Genomic DNA, 24865 nt, shown 5'->3' on the forward strand with positions numbered 1-24865 from the left:
CATCATAAAGGGAATGCTCTTTTTCTTTCTATAGATTTATGGTCATTATAACCGTCTGTTCATGGACTGGCAAGCCCGGTAGCTTTCGGATAAAAAACGGTAGCTATAACAATAAACCAGCACAGCTTCCCGGGCATCTACTTTGCCGAGGGCATAGAGTGCGTCTTCTTCTTTGTTAAAATACTGGAAAGGCACTTCGCGGTTGTATTCTCTTGGGTGCTCCAGATCAATGAGAATGTCCTTTTCCTCATAGGGTTCATCCCAGTAATACGGGTCAAACAGTAAGATACTTCCGCCTTTCACCCCTGTAAGCAGTACATAATGGGGCTCGTCCAGAAACAGCCGCACCACAGCTGCCCCACCATGGCTCAGCGCCTGGTTGATTCGGCTTCCCGGACCTATGTATACCTGGTCGCCTGACAGGTATTCGCTGCTCACTGTCATCATTCCAAGGCTTCCATACTCATTCAGCCAGTTGCTTAGAAACATCATCGCCGCCCGGGATGTGCCTCTTTTTCCAGGGATGCCCTCCTTGCTGTAGCAGTCCAGACAATACAGCATGGTATTCCGGATCACCTCCGGCGGGATCTCGTCCCGGTCAAATAAATAGATAATGGCATTCAACATGGACGTAGGTCCGCAGTCGTATTCTGATATCTGATAATGTAATGGATTTTTCATTGTCCAGGTCTCTCTCTTTCGTACAAATCTTCAAGTCAATCATATAAACAACTCGCATAGGGGCTTTCAACGGAATTTCCTATTGTACAAAAAATATACTACCCATAAGTAGTATACTCATAAGTAGTATATTTTATAAAGCAGCTTTTTTCAATTAGTTTTTTAATCATTTTCAATAAGTATGCCACCGTAACCACTTCATCAAATCTTGTTCATCCAATTTCGCAGTTACTTAATCAATCACTTCCCCAGTTTCCATGTCCTCCACGTCTAAATAAATTGCTCTGCATTTCTGTGGAAATTCTTCCAAGTGCATAAGCTCAAGCCAGTTTTTATTCCAGTCGGTGTGCCAGTGACCGAAGTACCAGCGCTTGAACCGCTTGCCCCTGCCCTTCTTGTCGTCGCTGCCATCTGCAGATGCCTCATTGGTCTGGTTCAGCTTGTCACATACCCATTGGAAATAATTCTGAAGAGGTTCCTCTTCCCTGGCTGCGTGATAGCAGCCTAGTGTTCGCACTCGATAGAGAGGACACGTGTGTGTGATTCCAAAATCAATTTGGTAACCTTCTGCTTCCAGATTCTTACTGGAATTGACGTAATCTTCATCTGTAGGAAGCTCTTCTTCCCAGTAGCCTTCGTTTAGTTTGCGGTATTGGCGGTCTATACTAAATGCCCCACCGAAGCACCAGATCCTAATCGGTTCTGTCTGTTCTTCGCTTTTGTATATCTTCAAAATTTCGCCTCGACACACATGTATAATGCGGTGCCAGATCTTATGACATCTGGCACCGTTCCAGGTTGTGACTGGATAGGAATTCAATGCCGGATGATTCTCGTGGTTGCCGTCTACGAAAACCAAATAGCAATTATGCTTAACTAAGAAGTGGTTCACATCTCTTAAATATGATTTCTCACTGGTATCATTTAAGAAGATGTACCCGAAGTCCCCGGCAACAAAGAGGCAATCACCTTCTCGCAGCAATTTGGCAATGTACGCCATAGCGCCATGGTCGCCGTGGGTGTCGCCGGTTATAAGGAGGCGGCCTGTTATGAGGGGATTTTCACTGGTTTTATTGTTTTGGCTTTCTGCGGAGCTCACTCTTTCTGCTGAATTTTCTGTTTTTGCAGCGCTTTTACTTTTCTGTCTTTCGTTTTTCTTCTCCATACTTTTGACCCCTCTATAACTAATATATTATATTTAGTGTTACTGTTCACAGAAAACGCCTCGCAAAACGATACCAGTGAGCAGTAACTATCAAGCTTCCGGATAAATATCTCCCCACTCAAATCCCAGTTCCTTCATTTCTTCATCCTTAAGAAGAAGATATGCTTCCTCATCCTCTTTGTTCACAAGCTGGGAAGTGACATCAATATGGTAGTTCTGTCCATCTTCTAATGTTACCATGTTCCAGCAATGGTTGGTAGCTTTATTCGCAAATTTCGCTCTGCCTGTTACAAGAAGACATGGGACTCCAAGGGCTTCACAGATATAACTCATTGCAAGAGCAACACCCACACAGCCAGACTTTCCATAAAGAAAAGCCCCTTCGATATTGTAAATCCATGGACGTGGCTGTGGTTTTTTCAGTTCGTCGTCGGCGTATTTTACATGATGCAGAAGGTAGGAATATGTCTTTCTAATAACCTTGGCAGTCTCACTATCCATCATTTCAGCATAATCTGCTTCTGTATTTTTATTGGTTCCAGAACGCTCCTCCGCTTCACCGCTTTTCCCAGATTCTTCAGTACGTCCAGTCTTTTCATCTTCGTTTTCTCCAACAGCAGCCTCTTCTGGACTATCACCTTCCTCTTCTTCCATCACCTTCTCCATAATCTCACGGCGAATCTCGCGAACCTTCTTCACGACCAGTCTCGCTTCTTTCTCATCCTTTGTATACACCAATTTTAGTAATCCATCATCACTCAGACTCAACTCTGTTGAGTTCCAATAAAGAGATAATTCCGGGTTATCATACCGCAAAGCGGAGCACACTTTTGCCAGACGCTCAAGCTCCTGTGTACCACTTAAAACTACAGCGGAATCGTGCTGTACTACAGCTTCCGCAATATTTCTGTAGTCTGTCTGGTCATCAACGTCAAGCAAAGAGTAATAAAAACCTCCAATCTTGAATTTTCCAATATTCATTCTGACTCCTCCTTTATATCGTCTATCTTCGCGTTGCTGTGCCTCTCCACAGCAACGCGTTCCTTAAAGCTTCTTATTCAGCGCAACATAACATGTGAAAATGAATTTTTTTCTTCCAAAGTTTACACAACCTCTTCGTAAAGCTTGTCCACCTGCTTCTTTTCTTTCTCGAACTCTTCAGCGGAAAGAAGGGCCTTTGTCTTCAGCGTTGCGCTAACCTCGGTTCCCCATGTCTTCTCGCTGGCGTGCAGCTGCAATACACCACTCTCGTCCATTGAGAGCCTAACCTGAATCGGGGAATGTTCTGGCAGGTCACCTCTGATTTCCAACTCGCAAACCCCTAAAAGGCTGCACTCATCAGGCTTAATTTTTCTGCCCATGTCACTCTTGCGGAAAATATTCTCCCAAACCTCCAGACTTGCTTTTCTCTGGTTTTCCGTTCGTGTAAAGAATACCTCCTCTTTTTCCACCGGAAGTGTGCTGCCACGATAAAGAACGTTTACGACCTTATCCCCTGATTCTTCCCAACACTTGATTCCGTAGGATCTGTGGCTAACAAGCTTCAATTCCTTGATGATATTGCTTCCAGACTCGACCTCTGAATCACCAGATGTTCCACCAGCACCATCGTTTGCAGCTGCTGCACCGTTGTGTCCATCCTGATCAGCTGTTCTTCCGGTATTTTTCTCTTCTCCCCAGTTGATCTTTGGATCTTTCTTGGCAGCAAGATATCCGCCATAAATCGCAGCTCCGCGTGACACTGCCAGGTCAGGATCTTTAATCAACACCTGAATCCCCGGATCAGAGAAAAAGGACTTCACGATTTCGTCTACCGCTGGAAGTCTGCTTACGCCACCACATAAAACAATCACATCTGGTCTGGTTTTTCCAGCCAGCTCCTTGTTTTCCTTTGCCAGCTTCTTGAGCTCGCTATCCACCTCTTTTAACACATTTACAATCTTTGTTTCAAAGGACTCCTGTCTATAGGATTCACACTCTCTCCAGCCTGTTGTGTATTTCTCATACTGTTCTCTGGTAAGACCAGCGCAGGGATGTTTCAGGCACTGCTCAAGATCCGCTCTGGTCAATTTAACAGAGACCTTATCTATATACTTTTCTCCTACTGAAAGCGAAAAACTAGTCTCGCTTCTTTTACTAAGTGTTTCTTTTGCAAGGCGAATTTTAGAAGTAAGTTCTTGCTCCTGATTGGCATCCAGTTTTTTATCCGCCAGAAATTTAGATTTTGCAAATGCCTTAAACAACTGATCAATATCTTCTCCACCACATTTGTTATTACCCCCTGATGTGCTCTCAGTAATCACTCCTTTACGGAAAGAGAGCACAGAAACGTCTGTCGTTCCGCCTCCTACATCTACCACTTCGAGCAGAAGTTCTTTTTCTTTCTCCAGTTCCAGTTCCTTCTTACACTGATCCAGAACATAAAGTGCAGCTGAAACTGGTTCTTTTAATAATTTCACATTATTCATATTTAGTCCTGCAAGCTTGGCTGCCTCAAAAACCGCATTGTTTTCTTCGGCACCAAAGTTAGCCGGTACAGTCACTGTCACAATTGCATCTTCTGGAATTTCCTCACCGTCCTGATCCTCAACCACACTATCAATAATGCGCCGGAGAACCATGCTTGTAAGCTGTTGCGGTGAATAAACAACACCATCTACCTCTAAAGCCTTTGTAGTTTGGCCCATAAGTCTTTTAAACTGCGTGCAGCTTCTCTTTGGAAAGAGCTCGCGGCAGTTATCTGCTTTTCTGCCGATTAATGTCTCACCATTTGGTGTAATGCAGACAACAGAAGGGGTAGCTTCCTCTCCATCCTGGCTTAAAACATTACGCACTCTTCCCCACTCCAGAACAGCAGCGTAGCTAGTTGATGTTCCTGAATCGATTCCAATAATTTTTCTCTTTGTCATGGTGTAATCCTCCTTAAATTTGTACTAGCCATAACTGTTCAGCACCTCCGCAGAACCGAGCCTGCCGAACAGTTACTTTCTACTATTAAGATACCTCAAAACAATGTTTTTTTAATTCCCAGTGCCTTGAAAAATTCCTCATTATCCTGATCCTGGAACAGAATTTCCACCATAAGGGACAGATGTCTTTTTAATGTTCTCCCTTTGAACTTCTTTTTTAGAAATGCGGACATCTTGCCAAATTCATAGGGGCCTGCTTTTATCTCCAGGGAATAATCATGGGGATCCGGCTCTCTGCGAAAGACCAGATAAAGCAATTTGATATAATTTTCTTCGCAATAGTCACCTGGAAAAAGGTGGAATAGGTAAGCGCGCAGCTTTTCCCGGAAGAGACCATACGCCTTCTGGCTGTCTTGCTGCAGTCTCAGTGCCGCCTCGTATACGTCATACTCAGTAGCCCTATGGTCTGTTGTATCGTACATATCATACCTGGCTGCTCTATGATCTGCTGCACCGTACACATCATATCCGGCTGCTCTATTGTCTGTAACATAATCTCTGCATAGTTCCAGCACAGAGAGAACCTTTTCTTTTACGGCTTCCTCATCCCCATCATCATTGTCAGCAAGATCCAATCCGTATGACATTCTAAGCCCCATAGCAATAAAATCTTCCAGGTTCATAAAGGAATATCTGACCTCGTGATCAAAGCGAATCTCCTCCGTAACCAGAATATCCGGCCCATTCGGGCACATTGGGCACTCGCCATTCAAAAGAATAAACAGTCTCTCTTTTACCAGGCTGCTAATGCAGCATAGAGCAGAAAACATGGATTCCTGCTGCTCCATTGGAAGGGCAAGCTGGATTTTCATGTTCTCTTTACCCACTGCTTTCAAGGCGCTTCCCAAGCCAATCACCTGCCTATAGTCCAACTCATCTAGCCAGTATTGAAGGTTTCTATGATTCAGTTCTCTTAATTCATCCGCGGATGGAAGTGTCCAGTTTTCCGGGTGGTCTGGATCAAACTCGTCGGGGAAAAAAAACTTTGCTCCACCTTCTGGTTCAGCCAGAATGTTGTGGCAGAAAAACTCCAGTTCACTCTCTTCTAAAATAATGCCTCTACAAATCTCATGGGGGCGACTCTCAAAGGCGTTCCCTCCTGGAATCTTCTTCACCATCATCGCAATGAAGTTTCCATTCTTTAATGGATAAATTCCTCTTGCATACGGCACGTCCCTTGAAACAAGAATTTCCATACAGTTCTCATAGATTTCTTCCAGAGCCTCCTGATCGAAGCCCTGGTGATATCTGCTGCCCTGGTTATTCCAACTGTCCTGATCATTCCCGTCGCCCTGGTTATTCCAGTTGTCCTGATCCTCTTTCACCACCGCAATTCCAAGTCCACCTGTATTTGGATTACGTAATGTTACGTACCTGTCCATCTGGTTAAAGCGGGCAGCTCTCCTTTCCCACATCTGCTGTTCTTCGTCAGAACCAGGGCTTGGATCATAATATTTTTCCATCTCTTTCTTTCCAACTGTGCCTTTCATTCTATCCCACATAATAGCCTCCTATCTGGTGTACTCACCGTATGTATCGTCCTCAAATTCCTCGTCGTCATCTTCATCATGAATCAGGATTTTTTCCTTGAATCTCCTGAAAAATGATTTTTCTGATGTGCCATTCTTGTTCCTGTTTCCACCCAGACCAGACACCCGTTCTTCCTTTGGCGCCTCTGTGTTATCCTCTCCAACAGCGATTTTGCACATCCCAAGATCCGCTAATGTACGTGCGATCGGCATATCTATACAGAAAGGCTCGTACTGAGACTGGGAGAAGGTATTCCCTTTATCTGGGGCATTTCCGATGGATGCAATCATGGAATAGTGGACAGGTCCTGGAACCATTGTTTTCAACATCAGGTAAAAGCCTGGATAGTTCTTCTGAAGGAATTTCTTGATTGCTTCTTCGTGTCGATTGAACTCTCCATAGGAGAACCCATTTGCATTGCTTTTGAGAAACAGTTCACCATCAGCTGTCATATCCAGAGAATTAGAGATGACTGGCTGCAGGCAGGGATCAGGTGAATTTTTTAGCAACAAATCTGCTTTCGTGATCACCACCATAATCTGACAGGAATCCAATCCACCTTTTACAGTAAGGTTTTGAAGGACTCTGCTGAGAATTTTCTTGTAATATTGCTGCCCGTTATTGCCGCTGAACAGCATCTCATCAGCACCAACACACAAGTAAAGATACTTAAATTTTAAAGCAGTGTTATTAAACCCTATATTTAGGCACTGTTCACCGTCCAGATCGTGAAGCCGTAATAAGCAGTGACGAGGCTCTCCATCATCATAAGTAAGATAGTAGATGTTGGGTGTTATTGTGTTGGGAGAAAACACCGTAGGAGGCGGAAAGACTCCTTCGTATTTCAAATCATGGAGAAACTTTTCATATTGACTTTTTCCGGATGTATCTCCAAAGATGCTCTCCATAATTGAAACCTCCAGCCCTCTACTCAGGGTCTCGTGAAAAGCCGGGTCTGAAAGCTGGCTAATGTAGGTCGTTTTGCCAACTGCCGGGCGTCCAAGGAATGCAATATCCAGTGTCTGACAGGTTCCAGCATAGATGGGTAAGACTTCTTTCGTCTTCATGCTTATCTTTAAGTTGAGCGTGTCGCCCTCCGGAGAGACCAACGCCACTGGAAAGTTTCTATTGTCGCCGTAAATTGGTTTTACCCCTGGGGAGTGAACCGTGTAAATCTTCTGCTTTTTTGGCTCCTTTTTTGTTCCCCAGATCTCAAAATCATTAGGTTTTTCGTGGAATAATTCTTCATTTGTGAAGCCGATATCCTCAAGTTCGTTTCCTTTTAAATCGATATAGGGGACATATCCGGACTGGCTGTTATTCTGCCAGAGACTGAAACTGGATGGCTTCTTTACCTTCGTTTTCTTCTTCATCTGATTTTTCTCCTTTACTTTTAGATATTTTTATTTACTAAATATTGCAGAATATCTCTTGCAAGCAGCCCGGCACTTACTGAGGTAAGACTTTCATCAACTTTGTCCAGGCACACTGTGATGCTGTATGGTTTCTCAGAATCCAGATAGGCAGCAGTCGTCCAAACACTATAAAGGCCACTGAGATTTCCGTCTTCTCCCGCCAACTGCGCTGTTCCAGTCTTGCCAGCCCAATTATTCATCTCAACATTTTTCAATGTCCCCTCTTTTGTTACCCCTCCCATGAGTTCTGCCACTTTATCCGCAGCCTCTTCACTGCAAACCTGTTTCGTGTAGGAGTGCTCTTTCGCCTCCCATTCACTGCCAGGCCGGGACTGTGTTACGATAAATTCGTATGGTTCGACTAGCAGACCGTGATTAAAAATAGCGTTTGTTAGAAAATTCACATTAAAAGGAGTCATGTAACAATCGGCTTCTCCTATACTTGCTAAAAGGTAAGATTTGTCCTTCTTTTTTGAATTCTTATATATAAATCTGCCATCCCAAAACATCATATCCTGAAAATGAAGAGAATCTCCTATTCCCATTTTTCTTAATTCATTTAACAGCTTTTTCTTATTTATCTTTTCTAACAAATTGATAAAATAGCCATTGCAGGAATATTTAATTGCTTCTTCAATCCCTGTATTTCCATGGTAAGCGCCGCCTGCGCATTGGACGGAAAACGTTTTGCCCTTCGGAAGCTTGAAAGTGTGATTTCCAGAATCACAATTGTATGTAAATTCCGTCAGATTAACATCTTTCGTTACATCCATGGCTGCTGCAGCTACCAAAGGCTTTACGACTGACCCTGGATGAAGCATGGTATCAAATACTTTCCCGTGTAATGCAAGAATCTCTCCTGAAGTATAATTAGACGCCACAATGTAAGTATTGGAGCTGTCATAGCCGTATTTTTTTATCAGAGTACTAATTTTCTCCTGTGTTGCTGCATCCAATGTAAGCTGTAAAGAGCCGCCCACCCTTGCCTGGAACGGTGTAAGCAAAGAATTGCCGGAAAATCTGTTGTCTTCTGTACCAAAGAGCACAGAAGCGTTTCCTGCAATCGTAAATCTTGAGTTCAGGGTCTCAGAGATATTCATACCCAACAGGTCTTCAAAGGCCTCTTTAATCTGAGCGCTGCTCCATACCAGCCCATTTTCAGTAATTGTTCCAGTCTCAGTATCTGTCCCGGTGTTTTCTCCATTCCCCTCTTTATCAACTGTCTTATCAGCTCCCTTTACCAGACATACACCATTTCTATCATAAACAGCACCTGTCTGATAACTCTTCTGAAGCATCAAAACCTCGCCATCTGAATAGTCTGTGATCAAGGTACCACTTACTGCCCTTACACCAAAAACCAAAAGTGTCAGCATAATAAGTAACACAAAGAACATATATAAGCGGCGGTTAAAATTCCTCTTCTTCCAGATCAGCATAATCGTATTCTTCTCCTTTCTGACGGCATACAAGTCCCGTATGGATTCCAACAAGGCTCATAAGCAATACACAGTTAATGGATGCTCCTTTGGACACAAATGGGAATGGTATACCAATCGTAATGGTAGTACACGAAACAATATTTAAAATCATAATACCTCCGGTCAAAAATCCGCAAATTAAATTCAAATTTTTATCGTATACAGATAGCCCCTCCGGTTCCGTCAGCATAAACCGCACTAAAAGTGCCCCAACAAAAATGACTCCCATAACAAGAAAAACGGAACCATTATCAAATAGCATAATTAAAAGGTGATCAGTCGTACGGTTTGGAAAATACTGAGCAGATAAATGCCCGGGGCCATTCCCCCACCAGCCTATCTCCCGCCAGTGCCGGAAAAGGAAAAGCATACTTTCTGCCTGCTGTTTCAAATCCGGATTACTATAAGCCCCTGCCGGGTCCAGAAAGATCTTCACCCGGTCTGAAATATGGCGGACAAAGGTCACGGCCAGCAATCCCCCACCAGCACTGGCCACGGTATACAGAAATTTGCTGAATCTATTTCTGCATTTTATAAAAAAAAGCGTTGTACTACAGCACAAAAGAACCAAAATCAGACCAAATTCGTTGTCAACAATGCAGCCAGCGTAAAGCAGGAATACCCATAAAAGGAATGCGATCAGATTATAAGAAACCATCCCCGGATTGCCTGTTACATATCTGTTTGCACTTAAAGAGCAAAAATATGCAGCAGCAAAACTATAACAGAGCAGTACCTCTGCAAATATCATAATGCCGCAGAATCTCAGGCTGGAGCCTCCTGTTTTGCCAAAGAATCTTGCTCCAAATACACATATAACCGGAATCAGCATGGCAAGATAATTAAACACTCTGGTACGGTAAATCCTTGTGTAACGCACCAGCATAAAAGCAGCTGAAAATGTAAGAAACATGAAAAGCATCTCAAACAGATAAGAATCCTTTAACAGCTTCCAGTAAGACACATCTCCTCTCACGGGAGGGGCACACTGGTAATATGCCGACAGCCCAATGTTGAGTAATACGCCAATAATAAGAAGTCCTTGTTTTACCTTTCCATGGCGGTCGGCTCTGCACACCAGCAAGGTGACAACAGCAATCAGAAATACACCCGCCGCATATTCGCCCTTCAGAAATTTTTCATAGGATTCAGGGGAAAAACCAACAGTACCTGTTGTTGTCCACAAGAACAAAAAAATACTAAAAAGGAAAGAATACATCCACATAAACATGATCACCGCCACCTTTCTTTCTTAAAGATCAAATCCACATTTCCAGCCCTAATACGCATATGCTCCTGAATTTCCAGTCTTTTTCCCGAATCCGCCTGATATTTGATCCCGGCAATACTTACGTCTCCCTTCATGACTGTGAGATATACGCACTGATGTCTTACATCCACAAACAGCTGCACCTTTCTTCCAGTACTGTCCAGATAAATGTCATCTCCTCTTCTATTACCCACTAGATAAGTACCCTCTTCCAACGGAATTTCGTTTTCCCTGTTTTTTCCTGCTGTAAGCAGGAAGCGGCGAAAACCGAATTTTACAGTACCAGTTCGAACTGCATGCAGATTCCAGAGAATTTCTCCCCGGCTCATCAGAGGTTTTCTCTGGCGGAGAAAGAATACAATTTCACTGATGATAAAGAAGAAGAAAAAGCCAAGTGTAAGCAGATGGTATACAACAAGCTTATCCATTTTGGTCACCTCTTTTCCTCTCGTTTTTCACACACACGCCGGATAAAGTTTATGTCGCCAGGTGTGCGAAAGAATTTGCATCTGGATATCGTCCTTCATGTAGTATTCTTCTCTTACCTTATGAGCATATTCAGATGATCTGCAAATGTCCCATGTTAAGTCAATATGCTTTATTGTCCGACCGTCAGTCAGTTCTACCAGCGTCCACGCATGATTCGTATCTCTCTTAGTTGCCACTTCATCTATCGGTTCGGCCCATCCATCTATGTATCTGGCTTTGATCTGAAGTTTATGAAGAATATAACAATAAGTAAGACTGTAGCCGCCGCACACAGCATCTCCAAAAATGGCCTCTAGTGAGTACGCCCTGGCAGGGTACTTTCCATTTTTCAGCTTTGCTTTGCAATATGCATAGTGCTTGCAAAAGTAATCGTGAACTGCTTTGATCAGCTCCTCGTCGCTTAAAGTGTGATTTCTATTGACACGTCTGCTTCCTGCCACCACAGTATTCTGATCATTTAAAGCCTCACTTCCCATTTTCATACACTCCTGTATGATCTCATCCGCCTTCTGCTCAATAGCCATTAAGCGGCGTTCTCCATCTGATGGATAGAGCATTGTATATGAAATTTTTAATGGTTCTTTTGCATTTACTCTCCAACGGTAGTTGGACTTATCCGTATCCCAGATAGTAACCAATTCAGGAAAGTCCAGATGAATGGCATGTAGAATCTGATTCAATTCCTGTCCAATTTTTTTCTTGTCTGTTTGTTCATCACATTCGTATTCTCCGGAAAGTTTTCTGGCTGCCACATCTTCCACTATTGTCCAGTATGCTTTTTTCATAGTTGGACTCAGGTTTTCGTACCTGCCCCATACATTTCGTTTATAATAATCGGTTTTCTTTGCTGGAACAGAGAAGGAAGCCATAGATAATCTCCTGTCACTGGCGTACAGAGCCGCACCTAAGGTGGCGGCTGTTTCGGGCTTATATACATTCACTTTCAGACCGGAAAACTGGTCTTCATCGCAAATGCGTAAGGCTGCTTTTTTGCACACAGACTCCATACCGGCAAACATGACCACGCCCTCTGTTATAGAATATTTCTGGCAAAATATACGCAGATGCCCTGTCACAGAACTATATACGATCGGAAAATCTTTGCTCTCGTCATAGTTTTTATCGTCTCTTTTCATGACCATAAAACGGCTGGTGTTTCTTTTTCCAGTCAGAAACTTTCTGCAATTTTCTGTTCCTGAAGGCTTCTGTTCCAGGTAGGTGATCTCTCCCGCAATACACTTTTTACCTTCTTCCAGATAGACCACAAGCAGCTTTTTGTCATTCTTTGTGATACGCTTCTGCAGCAGGTAAAATTCTGTGACTGCCTTGGGAATGGGTACGACTTCAAGAGGCTGGAAACCAGTTTTCTTAATTTCGTCCTTCATTCCCCTGGCGACTTCCGGGCTTACACTTGCCGGAACCACCAGAACTCCGGACAGATTCAGTTTTGTTCTGCTGTTCAGTTTTCCTTCCAGGATTGTCAGTGGTCTATCGTATTTCTTGGAAATACCGGCCACATACAGATTCCCGGTTTCGGTAAACTGGACGGCGGGGTTACTATATTCGTTTACACGTTTCATCGTACTCCTCCCTTTGCACCCTTCCTATCTGCACCAGGCAGCTACAATGCAGCATTATTCAGGCTTGTCTCTCCTGAACCTTCAACATATTTATGAATTCACAATTATTCGGAATCTCCCTCGCCTTCTTCCAACACTCCAACCACTACCTCTGCCAGAACAACAGGCTTTCCTTCCCAGAGGTATGTATCATTTGACACATACAGGATTTTTCCATGTTCAACTGGATCTGTCACTGCTTCGCGTCGTGTAGCCTTGTGAATGTTTTCATCATATGAATCCCCTTCTCTAACCGGGACAATTTCAACTCCCATGTCCTTCAAGACCTCCTCGATGTCATACTGAAGCAGTTCCAATGCAACAATTGGACTGCTAATATTGAGTCCCTCATGTTCCCAGGGACGGAGTTCTTTCTTTAACTCTTCGCGGATGCGAATGTAGGTGCGGATGTGTCTCTTCTCACTGACACGGGCCTTCATCTCCTTGAATTCCTTATAAAAAAGATCCAGAATCTCTTCCTGCATTTCAGCGCGGGCTGCAATCGCAGTTAATTTTTCATTGGAATCCTGACCCACACTTCTCATTTCTTCGCACTCCTTGCGGATCGCCTGCTCCAGCAGGACAGTTTTTCTCAGGTGTTTCTTTTCTACTCGTTTATTCATAGGTCTAGTCCTCCTTAACTTTTTATTTTCTAAAATCATTATATTTCTTTACATCCTCGCAGACACTCCCACGAGGACGCAAAAAAAGACACTTAATACCTCGTATTAAATGTCTTTTCCATGCTTTATATTCTTAACATATATAAGATGTTTTTATGATTTATTCAATAAGCTATATCCCAAACACTCGCTTCGTATTTAGAACCGTCTCTTCCGCCACGCGCTGTACTGCAATCCCCTTTATCGCGGCAATTTCTTCCGCGATCACCGGTACATTAAGCGGCGTATTTCTCTTGTCCTCCACACAAGCCTCCGGTTTTAAAAACGGGGAATCCGTTTCCAATAGAATCTTCTCCAGTGGGATCTGGGCAACCGCTTCCCGAAGCGTCCCTTCTTCCGCATAAGTAACCAGGCCCCCGATTCCCAGGCAGAACCCTAATTCCAGAAACTGCTCTGCCTCCCGGATATCTCCATGAAAACAATGCAAAACACCTTTATACCTGCGTTGCCTTTCCTTCAGTATTTCCAGTGCTCTCCCATAAGCCCCGTCTCCCCGTAAGTGAAGGATCAACGGCTTGTCCAGCTCAAGTGCCAGTTCTATAAATTGCTTAAAACATCCTTCCTGCAGCTCCCGCCTTAAAGTCCGGTCATCCAGCCCCGTTTCTCCCACGGCCACCGTATTCTCCATCTCCGCAAACTTCCGCACCTGCTCCCACACCCCCGGAGCCTCCAGGTCCTCCACCTTCAAAGGATGCACTCCCGCCGCGAAGTACACCTGCGGCAGCACAATCTTTTCCCTCATATCAGAGTTGGACCGCAGCCCGATAGGAACTTCAATGAAAGCAGAAACTTCACTTTCCCAAATCCGCTCCAAAAGCTGAGAGCGGTCCTTATTAAATTTTCGGTGATGCAGATGACAATGACTGTCTATAAAACGCATATCTCAAGGTTTCTCCTTTCATGGAAGCTTTCGCTTTCACAGACTGTCAAGTGACTAATGGCCACTAATTCGCCTCCAGCCACTCCTTTGCCAGTCCGTATAATTCATCAAACTCCCCAAGTCCCCCATACGCAAACCCTTTCCGATCCCCATACAAACTCATAATCCCCCAGGAATCCGCGGGCTTAAAGCCGCCTTCTACGTCTGCGTATTTGTGGATCTGCAGGTCGTCGTCTGCCCAGAAAAGGTGCAGGTACTGGGTGTTAGCTCCGTTATCTGCTGCGGTGTAGGTATAGACCATGCTGTCCCAGAACCCGAAGAATGGTCCGCTTTCGTCGGCTCTTAATTTTTTGCCTGGGGAGCAGTTGATCCGTGTGTCCATATACACAACGGATTCCATCTTCTCTTCTTCCAGATTATAGAGCCAGACAGATTCTTCATCTGCTCCTAACAGGCATGTGCTGTCACGGAAAAAGCACATATCCAGATACCTTTTCTCGCCTACATTCAGGGTATGGAGAACTTCCAAAGTCTCTGCGTCCAGAACCCAGGCGCTGCCAGAGCGGTCGTAGATCAGCAGGTTTGTGCAATCTCTATTTTGGACAATTTCTACAGAACCGTAATTCTCATCATTTTCCAGAGACAAGGTCTTCTGTGCCAGAATCTTCTTCTCCAGCGTTGAATATGTGATCACTCTGATCTGATTCTGATACGGGCTGATCAGTTCCAGCCTTATGTCACCTTCCGCATCCGCCTTCTTGACCAGAATGTCGCATACGTGTTCTACGTCATTTAGTCCAAGTGATATTTCGGAAATCTCCTGTGCCTGAAAATCAATATAAAATAACAGGTTCATGTTATGATCCGCAAGGTTTCCACATAAATATGCCCCGGTCAGATCAGAATTGTACTGAATTTGATTCAGGAGCCCTGTAACAGTCGCCAAGATCCTGCTTTCTCCACCCTTCACTGGGCAAAGCGTTATTCTGGAAATGGTCTCATAATTTTCGTTATACCGAGTCTCCAAAACCAGCGCAGCTTCCTGTCCATCCTGCACTTTCATCTGCACGTCCTGGATTTTCCAGTCCCCGTCACTTTTATAGGTAAACAAAGGTTCCTCTTCCAGCGTCCGATACACAGCCACAGCATCATTATAGAAAAACAGGGAACCGTACACCTTTTTCTGCCGGTTGGTATCACCAAACCACATGTATGTATACGTGTCTTCCTGTTCTACCCCTGCGATTTCATAGCTCTCTCCAAAAAGACCTGTGATATCCACATCTGTCATTCTGGAATCCTTTGGTTTTCCACAATGAACCACACCTTGTTCTGTATAAAGATCCAGTGTCTGCGTCTGGGCGTCACAGGAAAAATCATATAACGTGCCATTTCCTTCATAAACCAGCTTTTTGCTTAGAGAGCCATCCGATACGGTAACGGAAATCACGCTTCCGCTGCTTAAGCCTACCAGAAATTCGTTTTCAGAATATGGTTCCACGGCTGCGATCTCAGAGTGGAATGTCAAATCTGCTATCCGGTTAAAATTGCAATCTGCATTTTTTTCGTCTGCAGTAGCCTTCCCGTTTCTAGCATTCACATCTGCAGCTTCAGTCACATCCACATCAACTTCCGTAGATTTTCCGTCTTCCAAATCCACAAGCCACAATTTCTGCCCGATCCAGCAAGCCCACACATCCGAGGCGCCCTTTCCCATATGATCCAGCTCCAGCACACAGTTTCCTTTGCCATTCTCAAACCACTCATTCTCAGTTTCCAGACGGCAGACTTCTTTCCCGGTTGTCAGATCATACAACACAGGAGTAAAAAGCCCTTTTTCATCACTCCAGATGTCCATCTGGTCATTTGGATCCTGTTGCCCCTCCTGATATTCAATCACAGCCAGCAAATTGTCCGCAACCAGAACTGGTCTGGCTGCACAGGCTGTTGTCAATACAGTCTGGGTGTTATTCTGTAAATCATATACGGTCAGCCCCTGGTCATCCCGCTGTATCCGCCAGTTTCCAACGGTAAAATCATAATCACGAATATCCTGGAACTGGTCAAATTTATTATTCCCTGGCGACTCCGTGTCTTCGGACGCCGCCATCTCATCTTCCTCTATTTTTTCTATCCCCAGAGGCTCAAACATGGTCTCCTTGCCCGAGGAATAAGCCCCCATTATGGTATTCAAAGCATACACCTGCTCCGGCACCACACTCCAGTTGGTTTTTTCCTCTTCATAGGGCAAAATGGCAGTCTCAAGTGCCCCCTTCTTATCCCCTTTTTCATATAGCGCCATAGCCTGATTGCACAAGTTCAGTGCCCGGTTCTGGCTTGCCAGCGTATGCTGGATCTGGATCTGGTACGCCTGATAAGCTGCATGTGCGCCAAAGCCGGTGAGCGTTACTGCCACAACAGCCGCAATACTGCCGAATTTTCTCCTGCGGTACCGTCTGTAGCGCTGTACCAGTCCGTCATAGGGGACAGACAAAAGCGGGGCTGCAATACGGATTGCTGCTTCCTTTTTTATCTTCTTCCTGATTTCCTTCTCAGAACCGCCGCGGGCATCTGCTGCCAGAACCGCAGCTCTGCCAAGGCCAGCCACACGGATCACCGGCATTTCCGAAGCGTCTTTTTCCACCCCCGTTACCATAACAAGCACATGGGATACAGGATGAAACCTGAGGAAAAATTTCACCTCTTTTGCCTGCCAGATTGCAGACTCCGGATCAGCCCCGCCTACAATGATCAGATAACCGCTTGCTTTCAAAGCCTCCACGGTCTGTTTATCCCGGTTGACATCTGCAGAAACCTCTGTGCTGTCCAGAAATACTCTGCGGATCCGCTTCAACCCGGACGCACGAAAATGCTCTAACCGTTTCTGCAAAGTCTGTGCTGCTATTTTGCAAACAGGTTCTTTGGCGTCATACAAAATATACCCATCATAAGCCAGCCCGGAGATCCGGGAATGAGAAGGCAGCAAGGCTTCCAGCACTTTATCAACATCCTTCAGCATGGCGTCTGTATTCCCATAGCGTTTTTCAGGATCTGGTTCCAGTGCTTTTGCCAGAATGTGCTGGATCAGTTCTTCCACATATGCTGGAACATTCAGTTCCTGTATGTTTTTGCGGGTAAGGTAATTCTTGTCATATTTATTTCGAAAACGGGCCAGAAGCTCGTCACTGTAGCGGGTTCCTGTGAGAAGATACAGAAGCAGATAGCCCACGCTGTACAGATCCGCCTCTTTTCCCAGACGGAACTCTCTGTTCTCGCCACTAAGGATCTGGGCAATCTCCGGCGCGCGGTAGCCCAGTGAGGAAAATATGGGCTCACTTCCTACAGGGGCACATCTGCCATCCTCCAGCAGTCTGCGCGCAGAGCCAAAGTCGATAAGAAAGCAAGTCAGGCTCTGATCCCGCCAGTCTCCTGTTACGAAAATATTGCCAGCCTGGATGTCAAGGTGGACGTACTTACCAGAATGGGCACTACTCGCATGTACCTCCGCTTGTCCCCCAACTTGTTCCATTACCTGCGCCTGGCTTCCAATCAGCGGGCTTGTCATTTTCTCTCTATCTATTACCTTTTTCGTACTTGCATTTTTCGTAATTGCATTCTTCGCACTTCCACTATCTCCGTGCACCTCCCGGAGCGCCAGCAGCACCTGCCGGATCACGGAAAAGATTGCCGCAGCCGTATGGTTCTCTTCTTTTCCATACCATGCCGTCACCGATTCCCCTTTATTCTCCAAAGATGCCATCACCGTGTATGTATTGCTGACATAATGGAAGCTCTCTCCCTGATCCTGGGAAACTTCCGCGCCGCCGGCCAGATGAAGGATTGGAACCATGCGGATTGCCTCTGTTTCATAAATCTCCGACGTGATTTTTCCCTCGTTCAGCTGCATGGCAGCTACATAATGCAGATAATGTTCCGCTTCCTGGCTCTCTGTTACAGGCCGTATTTCCCCAGCAGAATTACGCACAAAGTCATACTGCTCCGAATATGGGAAGCATTCCTTCAGCGCATAGCGGATCCGGCTCTGTTCCTCATATTTTCCATCCTGCAAAACCATTTTGCATGCAGAATACAAAAGGCTTCCGCCGCCTCGCCCGATCCTGCTGTTGATCTTATAACATTCTCCCCCAGGAAAACGGATATAGGTATTGTCTGATAAATATTCTCTCTCCATTTTTCTCCACCTTACAGACCTTTATCATCAGTCATAATAATATGTTCACAGCCTGACAGGCGCGAAAATACCGACCAATCTATTCGCCTCACTGACTCATTGGACTGTTTACATATGCACTCAATGCCAGATATATCTGTGCAGGATTTTTCGCATGAACGGTAGAAATACTTATACACTCTCCCACCGGCATATTGCCAATGCACAAACTGAGAATAAATGTACGCTCCAGCACATGTGGAATATACAATTCCGGCAAATGCCCCTCTTCCAGCGCTTTGGAGCCCCCATCCAGGAAATCCCAAACCCTTGCACTCATTTTTTCCTTCTCATCTTCCCAATCCAGATTGCAGGCCAGCCAGACCATAAATAGCACATCCGCCTTTGTCACCGGGATTTCTCCCGCCAGAAGTCTGATGATCCTGTCTGTAATAAGATTCGATTCAAGACTGCCGTTTTGCGCAACCTGCGTATAACGCATGATCCGTGTTATATGTTTGGCCTCAAATACGCTTCCGCTCAATTTATTAAAAAGACGCACCAGACGATTGATCACCAGTTTCTCGTAATCCCCCTTGCTCATATCCTCTTTTAGCTGATAAGGACTATTCATACTGCAGATTTCGCTGAATCCTGATTTTCCCGCATTCCAGTTTACGGCTTCATCTGGATCCTCGAGGCAGTCTTCCAAGTCCGTAAATCCAATATTATCCTCTAAGCCGTCTGCCTTCCCATCTCCTGGGAAACTTTTCAGGAAATCCCCGTCACCGCCAACATTGATTCCTTCCTTTTTCCTGATGTCATGCTCCAGCGTATAATGATAAACATATGCCACCAGATTCCGATAAACAGCGAGGGCACTTTTTCCCGGTATATCCAGGTACTTTGCCTGGGAAACCAGCCAGGCCAGAAATTTCTCGTCTACAGAGTCTATCTTTTTGGGATCGTCCGCCTTGACTTTCAGTCCAGGCTTCTGGCCTTCCATCTCCTGGCCTGCCTCATTTTCTCCATTTGATTCTGCCAGGACCTGGGAAATAACTTCATCCTCCCATTGACAAATCCGTTCATATAACATTCCCGGATCGTCTTTCTTTCCGGACACCTCACTTCCAGGCATCATCCCTGCAGTAAAACCTTCCGGCTTTTCCTCCAGATTTATTTTCTCAATCCCGGCTGCCTTTGTCTGATATTCCGCTTCCAGCTGCTGAAAAACGCCATAACTTTTTCCGCGAAGCAGACAGTACGCATGTATGATGTCTGTGCTTTTTGTAAAATCCAGTCCGTCATTTTCCACTGCGCGTACAAGAAAATAGCAGGTTTCTTCATAGCTTAGTCGGATCATATGGGCAATCTGCAGTCCTTCTTCCTTTGTAAGCAGCTGGGTATTCACATACAGGAGAAATGCCCGGCGAAAAACAGGGCTAAATTTGTATGGCCGCAGACCTTTTTCTTTCTTGTTTTCAGTTTCTGCTTCTTTGCCAGCCACAAAGTTATCGTCCGCAGAATCTTCCATGTCAGAATCTTCGTCTGTATCTTTCTCCTCTGGCCGCTCATTCTCCCATGCAATGTTTGTAAAAATTGTAATATACTTCTTTAATTCCTTCTCATCCAGAGACATAGCATGGGCTCTTGTAACCTTTTCAAAATTTTTTGCCTTTCTTGCGCCCTTTGGTTTATACTGAAAAGCCGGGAATTCTCCCAGTTCCATTTCTGAACCCAGAAGATTTTTATTCAGACATTTTGCTGCCAGCCAGCACATAAGAAAATACCTGGGTGTGCAGATAAATTCCTCTGCGATCCCTTCCATTTTTTTCTTCCATTGGTCTACACTTGCGTCTTTTGGCATGTTTTCCAACTCAGCTTTGCTTGCTTGTCCATATTCATCCGCGTAATTCAATATGCTATTTGCAACGCCAAATGTATATGCGGATGCGCCAGCCTCGTAGGTCTTTTTCCCCATTTTTCCTTTTCCTCTCTACGTAAATGTATTTTAACGTTCTCATTAACAGTCATATCCCACTGTCAGAGTGTGTAAAAAAATGCTCCACAATCACCTTTGCTTTCATTCATTATAACGTAAATCAAAAAAGTTGTATAGAAATTTCACATTGCCCCCAAAGACAGACTTTTCTGCTGTCAGGCTGCACAGCTTTAGTTCTCAGAAAGCATTACAATACATTGATTTTGCTCCACCCATTGCTGCTCTTTTTTCTCCCCCTGCTGATTCAGATTATATTCATATCCCTTTCCTCCTCCGTTGTAAAAAAGCAGAAAACGCATATCACTGCTCCTGGTATAAAGCCGGATTTCTTTGAACTTATCCAGCTGTTCAATCTTAATACGAACTCTGTTTATACATCCATCCTCGCAAATGCTCAAAGCTCTCTCATTCATATTTATATCCCAGTTAATATTTCTGCAATAGTTATTCCTGGTAACTCCACAGACCACTCCATTTCCAAAGCGCACATGAAGCAGGACATTCTTGTCGGGTATCAATAGAATTCCCACAAATCTTGTTTCCTGCACTGGACAATCCTGCACTGCTTTTCGGATTTTCCGCACAATCTCAAATTTGATCTCATCCCGGAACGGTGTTCTGGTAATCTTTTCTGCATTTTCCAGGAAATACTCTGCCAGAGCTTCCAATAGAAGCCTGGCAAAAGTACAATTCCGAAATTCTCCGTGGCCTTCATCCGCCACGCCGACAAATGTCATGTTATTTTTCTTCTTTATCCTGATCATACTCCTAGTATCCCTCCACCAGCTTCAGCAAACGCTTTGCTTCGCCTTCCGTCTCCGGGATCCTCTTGTGAAGCAGGTTGTACATTCCATCACTAAATGCCTTAATATTTGACGGACAATTTACCAGACAGATTTCCCCGTTCCGGCAGCTAAACATGTAGGGCATGTTTCTGAGCATATCATCAACCGTCTCTTCATACGCCGGAAGCACCTGATCCAGACCTTCCGCAAGCAGTCCTTTCAGGTAGTTCAGCTGCATCATTCCATACTTTCTGAACTGCCTGTCCACAGCTGCAACCAGCTTCCGCTCTGCGCACCGTTCAAATTCCTTGCGGTACACTTCATTCCATCTGGCCAGATCAAAGTTATAAGCACTCTTATACTCCCAGCACTCCCCCCAGGCGCGGATAAGCGTTTCCAGTTTTTCCCTGCTTTCCTCCTCTGGGCTTAGTTTCTTTACAGGGCTTACTGCAATTTCCTCGTCGATTTCTTTTGAAAATTTCCTCTCCGTCCACCACTCCGCCACTGCACTAACCACCCACGCAGCCGCAATAACCAAGATAAAATATACCAGATACTCCATAATGAATTCCTCCTTTTTCCAAATCAGCCGCGGCCTTGCCGTCGGCGATCGCTTTTTTATTTTATAAAAATTATAAGCGCTCCAAAGCCCCTGGCCTATCCCACAAGGGCGAAAAAATCGGCATTAAAAAACGGAGTATTTGATGAAAACGGTTCCGTGTAGTATAATATTTTTAATAAACACCTTTTCCCAAAGCAAGACACCTTTTGTCCTGCACAGGCTGCTGCAAATGGAGTAAACAGCCACCTGTAACCTGCATTCCCCTCCACAGAAAGGAGAATTGCCATGCCAAAAGAGAAATCCCCTGCCCGGCAGGGACCAAGATACATCTTTTATTTTCTGATGCTCGCCATTCTTGGATGGTTCGTTTTCATGCAGTTTTTCGGTGCAGATGAAAGAACCGTCAACAAAAATTCCCCGTCCATCCTCTACCCCGGAACTTTTACCTGGGAAAAGCCCGACGGCACCACCGAAGAAATCACAGTGCCTGGTTCCTATGATGTTCCCGCAGGCGAGACCATGGTCATCACCTCCACCCTTCCTGCAGATTTTGACGCCCCATCAGTGGCCATCCGTTCCTCCCTACAGGACGTGAACATCTACATAGACGGCACCCTGAGAGAGCATTACAGCACCAGCGAAACCCGTCTGGTTGGGAAAAATTCCGCCAGCCGTTTCATTTTCTGCCCAACCTCCCATGAAGATGCAGGGAAAGAGCTGCGTATTGAACTGACCACCTACACCTCCAACTATTCCGGTGTTGTGAACCAGGTTGTCTGCGGAGACAAAGCCGACATCTGGCAGCTGATCTTCAGCCATTACGGACTGGCCACTTACATGGCTTTTTTCATCCTGTTCGCAGGTCTGACTACCATCCTTTTCAGCTTTACCCTGGGTCTTGTGTACCACACAAGCTTTGACATGGAGTATCTTGGCTGGTGCATGGTTATGGGTGCGATCTGGATGCTGGGCGAGTCCAAGATCCGCCAGCTGCTCATTCCCAACTCCTCTGCCCTGGGCTCCCTGTGCTTCGTTATGATCCTCCTTGGACCAATCCCACTTCTGCTTTATGCAGACAGTGTGCAGCATGGGCTTCACCGCAGGCTTTACCACATTGTAAGCGGGATCGCCCTGGTGAATTTTGCAGTCTGTTCCATTCTGACTGCTGCCAATATTGCCGACTACATTGAGACACTCCCTATCGGACAGATCATACTGGTAGGTACATTCCTGATGGTATTTATCCATCTGTGTCTCTACATCCGCACCAGCAAAAACCGCACAGACCATCTTCTGCTCCTGGGACTTTTGCTCACCCTGCTGTGCGTTACCGCAGAATCTGCTTCCGTATATTTTGTCACCTCCGTGTCCGGTCTTTTTATCGGCATTGGAATGCTTATCCTGCTGTTTGTCAACATCGTCCGAACCCTTCGGAACATCCAGCGGCTGGAAGCCGAACACCAGCAGCAGGAACTGATACGGAAACAAAAACAGACTGAATCAATGTCCCTGCAGATGATGCAGACTTTGTCCACCACCATCGAGGCAAAGGACGAATACACCCGTGGACATTCCTACCGGGTTGCAAAATATGCCGCACTTATTGCCGCTGAACTGGGCTGGTCCCCAGAGGAAATCCAACAGCTGGAACACGCCGCCTATCTTCACGACATTGGCAAGATCGGTATCCCCGACCTGATTTTGAACAAGCCTTCCAAGCTTACAGAGGATGAGTATAATCTGATAAAAAAACATACCGTTATCGGCGCAGAAATACTGAAGGACATTACTTTTATCCCTCATATTGTTGAAGTAGCACGAAATCATCACGAACGTTATGATGGAAATGGATATCCAGACGGTCTTGCCGGGGACGAAATCCCCGTTCATGCACGCATCACTGCCATGGCAGACAGCTATGATGCCATGAATTCCCGCCGGATTTACCGAAATGCACTTCCCCAGGAAATGATCCGGGAAGAGATCAGTAAGAACCGAGGCAAACAGTTTGACCCGGAAATCACAGATGTATTTTTGAAACTGATGGACGAAAACCGCCTGGCTCTGGATGACCAGGTTTCCCTGGAAACAGAGTCTGCCCCGCAGCCTGAAATTGACAATACCATCAGCAAATTTATTTCCGATGTGGTCACCACCATAAAGAGCCAGGAAGAAACCAAGCATTACGATCTGCTCACAGGGCTTCCAATGCGAAGCCTTGGCGAGCGGCTGATTGCCGAATTTATGAAGGATCACAACGGCTGTCTTATTTTCCTGGATATGGATAATCTGAAAAAGATAAACGATATCCACGGGCACAAGGCCGGCGACCGGGCTCTGAAAAATCTCGGCAATCTGCTTTCCCGTTATACAAAAGAAGAGCTTGCATGTCGTCTGGGCGGAGATGAATTTCTTCTGTTTCTGCCAGATGTCACAGCCGAATCCGTTTCGGAGACAATGACGCAGCTGTTCGGGCAGTTCCAGGCTATCGCACAGGCAGATGCAGAAATCCGCTATGCTTCCCTTTCTGCCGGACTTTGCCTGTGCACCAGTGGGGACACTTTCGCAGACTGCTGCTCCAAGGCAGATAAAGCGCTCTATTACGTGAAGCAGAATGGGAAAAACCAGTTTTCCTTCTACCAGCAGATCAACTATCAGTCTCCTGGTTCAGCAAGCATTGCAAAGGATCTTCACCAGATTGCAGATTCCCTGCGCAAGAGCGGAAGCTACGCAGGTGCCCTGGATCTTAACTACCGGGATTTTTCCCGCCAGTACGAATACATGCACCAGCTGATTGTCCGGAGCAACTGCCGCTGCTACCTGGTAATGGTCACCATGGAAACCGCCGCCGACACCCTTCCTCACATTGAGGAAATCGAGCAGGCTCTTTCCCAGATGGAACAATCCATCCGCCAGACCATCCGCCGCGTTGACATCTGCACCCGCTACAGCTCCATGCAGTACCTGATCATCCTGTTCGAGCCAATGGAAACCCAGATTCCGAACATCATGGACCGTATTTTCATGCAGTACTACAAACACTCCAAAAGCCACGACTTCCAGCCGAAATATGAGTATTTGACTATGACGGAGACGGGGGAGGATGAAGGGAAAATAAAGCAATGTTAACCCATTCAAAAAATGGAGAGTGTAACTCATAATC

At 45.4% G+C, this 24865-nt stretch carries 17 protein-coding genes; 1 reads left to right on the forward strand and 16 read right to left on the reverse strand.

Annotated elements, in window-relative coordinates:
- Window positions 1–45: 45 nt before the first annotated feature.
- From ACTQ50_RS11200 to ACTQ50_RS11275, 16 genes are all read right to left on the reverse strand, one after another.
- Entirely contained in the window at window positions 46–681 is a 636-nt protein-coding gene (locus tag ACTQ50_RS11200; protein WP_441484279.1) for a peptidase C39, read from the reverse strand.
- 232 nt (window positions 682–913) lie between these two features.
- Complete coding sequence (locus tag ACTQ50_RS11205) at window positions 914–1846, reverse strand: metallophosphoesterase (RefSeq protein WP_441484280.1); 933 nt, start codon at window positions 1844–1846, stop codon at window positions 914–916.
- 90 nt (window positions 1847–1936) lie between these two features.
- A complete protein-coding gene (locus ACTQ50_RS11210; RefSeq protein ID WP_441484281.1) occupies window positions 1937–2827 on the reverse strand; it encodes a transglutaminase domain-containing protein in 891 nt (296 codons plus the stop codon).
- A gap of 122 nt (window positions 2828–2949) precedes the next feature.
- Window positions 2950–4755, reverse strand: coding sequence for an Hsp70 family protein (locus ACTQ50_RS11215; protein ID WP_441484282.1), 1806 nt, complete (start codon window positions 4753–4755; stop codon window positions 2950–2952).
- Between the two features lie 95 nt (window positions 4756–4850).
- The gene (locus ACTQ50_RS11220; protein WP_441484283.1) at window positions 4851–6317 is read right to left on the reverse strand and encodes a hypothetical protein; all 1467 of its coding nucleotides are present in this window, start codon (window positions 6315–6317) and stop codon (window positions 4851–4853) included.
- A gap of 9 nt (window positions 6318–6326) precedes the next feature.
- Complete coding sequence (locus tag ACTQ50_RS11225; RefSeq protein WP_441484284.1) at window positions 6327–7718, reverse strand: hypothetical protein; 1392 nt, start codon at window positions 7716–7718, stop codon at window positions 6327–6329.
- 20 nt (window positions 7719–7738) lie between these two features.
- The gene (locus ACTQ50_RS11230) at window positions 7739–9199 is read right to left on the reverse strand and encodes a penicillin-binding transpeptidase domain-containing protein (RefSeq protein ID WP_441484285.1); all 1461 of its coding nucleotides are present in this window, start codon (window positions 9197–9199) and stop codon (window positions 7739–7741) included.
- The gene (locus ACTQ50_RS11235) at window positions 9171–10472 is read right to left on the reverse strand and encodes a hypothetical protein (RefSeq protein WP_441484286.1); all 1302 of its coding nucleotides are present in this window, start codon (window positions 10470–10472) and stop codon (window positions 9171–9173) included. Before ACTQ50_RS11235 ends, ACTQ50_RS11230 begins: the two co-directional genes overlap by 29 nt.
- Before the next feature lie 2 nt (window positions 10473–10474).
- On the reverse strand, window positions 10475–10939 hold the full coding sequence (locus ACTQ50_RS11240) for a hypothetical protein (protein ID WP_441484287.1): 465 nt from the start codon (window positions 10937–10939) through the stop codon (window positions 10475–10477).
- 27 nt (window positions 10940–10966) lie between these two features.
- A complete protein-coding gene (locus ACTQ50_RS11245) occupies window positions 10967–12580 on the reverse strand; it encodes a transglutaminase domain-containing protein (RefSeq protein WP_441484288.1) in 1614 nt (537 codons plus the stop codon).
- A 104-nt stretch (window positions 12581–12684) separates the two neighbouring features.
- Window positions 12685–13242 carry a nucleotide exchange factor GrpE gene (grpE, locus tag ACTQ50_RS11250; RefSeq protein ID WP_441484289.1) on the reverse strand — a complete coding sequence of 186 codons (558 nt, stop codon included), beginning with the start codon at window positions 13240–13242 and terminating at the stop codon, window positions 12685–12687.
- 172 nt (window positions 13243–13414) lie between these two features.
- Window positions 13415–14182: a TatD family hydrolase gene (locus ACTQ50_RS11255; protein ID WP_441484290.1), complete on the reverse strand. Its 768-nt coding sequence runs from the start codon at window positions 14180–14182 to the stop codon at window positions 13415–13417.
- 64 nt (window positions 14183–14246) lie between these two features.
- A complete protein-coding gene (locus ACTQ50_RS11260) occupies window positions 14247–18374 on the reverse strand; it encodes a protein kinase domain-containing protein (protein ID WP_441484291.1) in 4128 nt (1375 codons plus the stop codon).
- 88 nt (window positions 18375–18462) lie between these two features.
- Window positions 18463–20334 carry a hypothetical protein gene (locus ACTQ50_RS11265; RefSeq protein WP_441484292.1) on the reverse strand — a complete coding sequence of 624 codons (1872 nt, stop codon included), beginning with the start codon at window positions 20332–20334 and terminating at the stop codon, window positions 18463–18465.
- 191 nt (window positions 20335–20525) lie between these two features.
- Window positions 20526–21119 carry a hypothetical protein gene (locus ACTQ50_RS11270; protein ID WP_441484293.1) on the reverse strand — a complete coding sequence of 198 codons (594 nt, stop codon included), beginning with the start codon at window positions 21117–21119 and terminating at the stop codon, window positions 20526–20528.
- 4 nt (window positions 21120–21123) lie between these two features.
- Window positions 21124–21702 carry a hypothetical protein gene (locus ACTQ50_RS11275; protein WP_441484294.1) on the reverse strand — a complete coding sequence of 193 codons (579 nt, stop codon included), beginning with the start codon at window positions 21700–21702 and terminating at the stop codon, window positions 21124–21126.
- A gap of 285 nt (window positions 21703–21987) precedes the next feature.
- Between ACTQ50_RS11275 and ACTQ50_RS11280 the strand changes: the two genes are divergently transcribed.
- Complete coding sequence (locus ACTQ50_RS11280) at window positions 21988–24831, forward strand: HD domain-containing phosphohydrolase (protein ID WP_441484295.1); 2844 nt, start codon at window positions 21988–21990, stop codon at window positions 24829–24831.
- Window positions 24832–24865: the final 34 nt, after the last annotated feature.

This window comes from Blautia sp. Sow4_E7 (genome assembly GCF_052116245.1).
GTDB lineage: Bacteria > Bacillota > Clostridia > Lachnospirales > Lachnospiraceae > Blautia_A.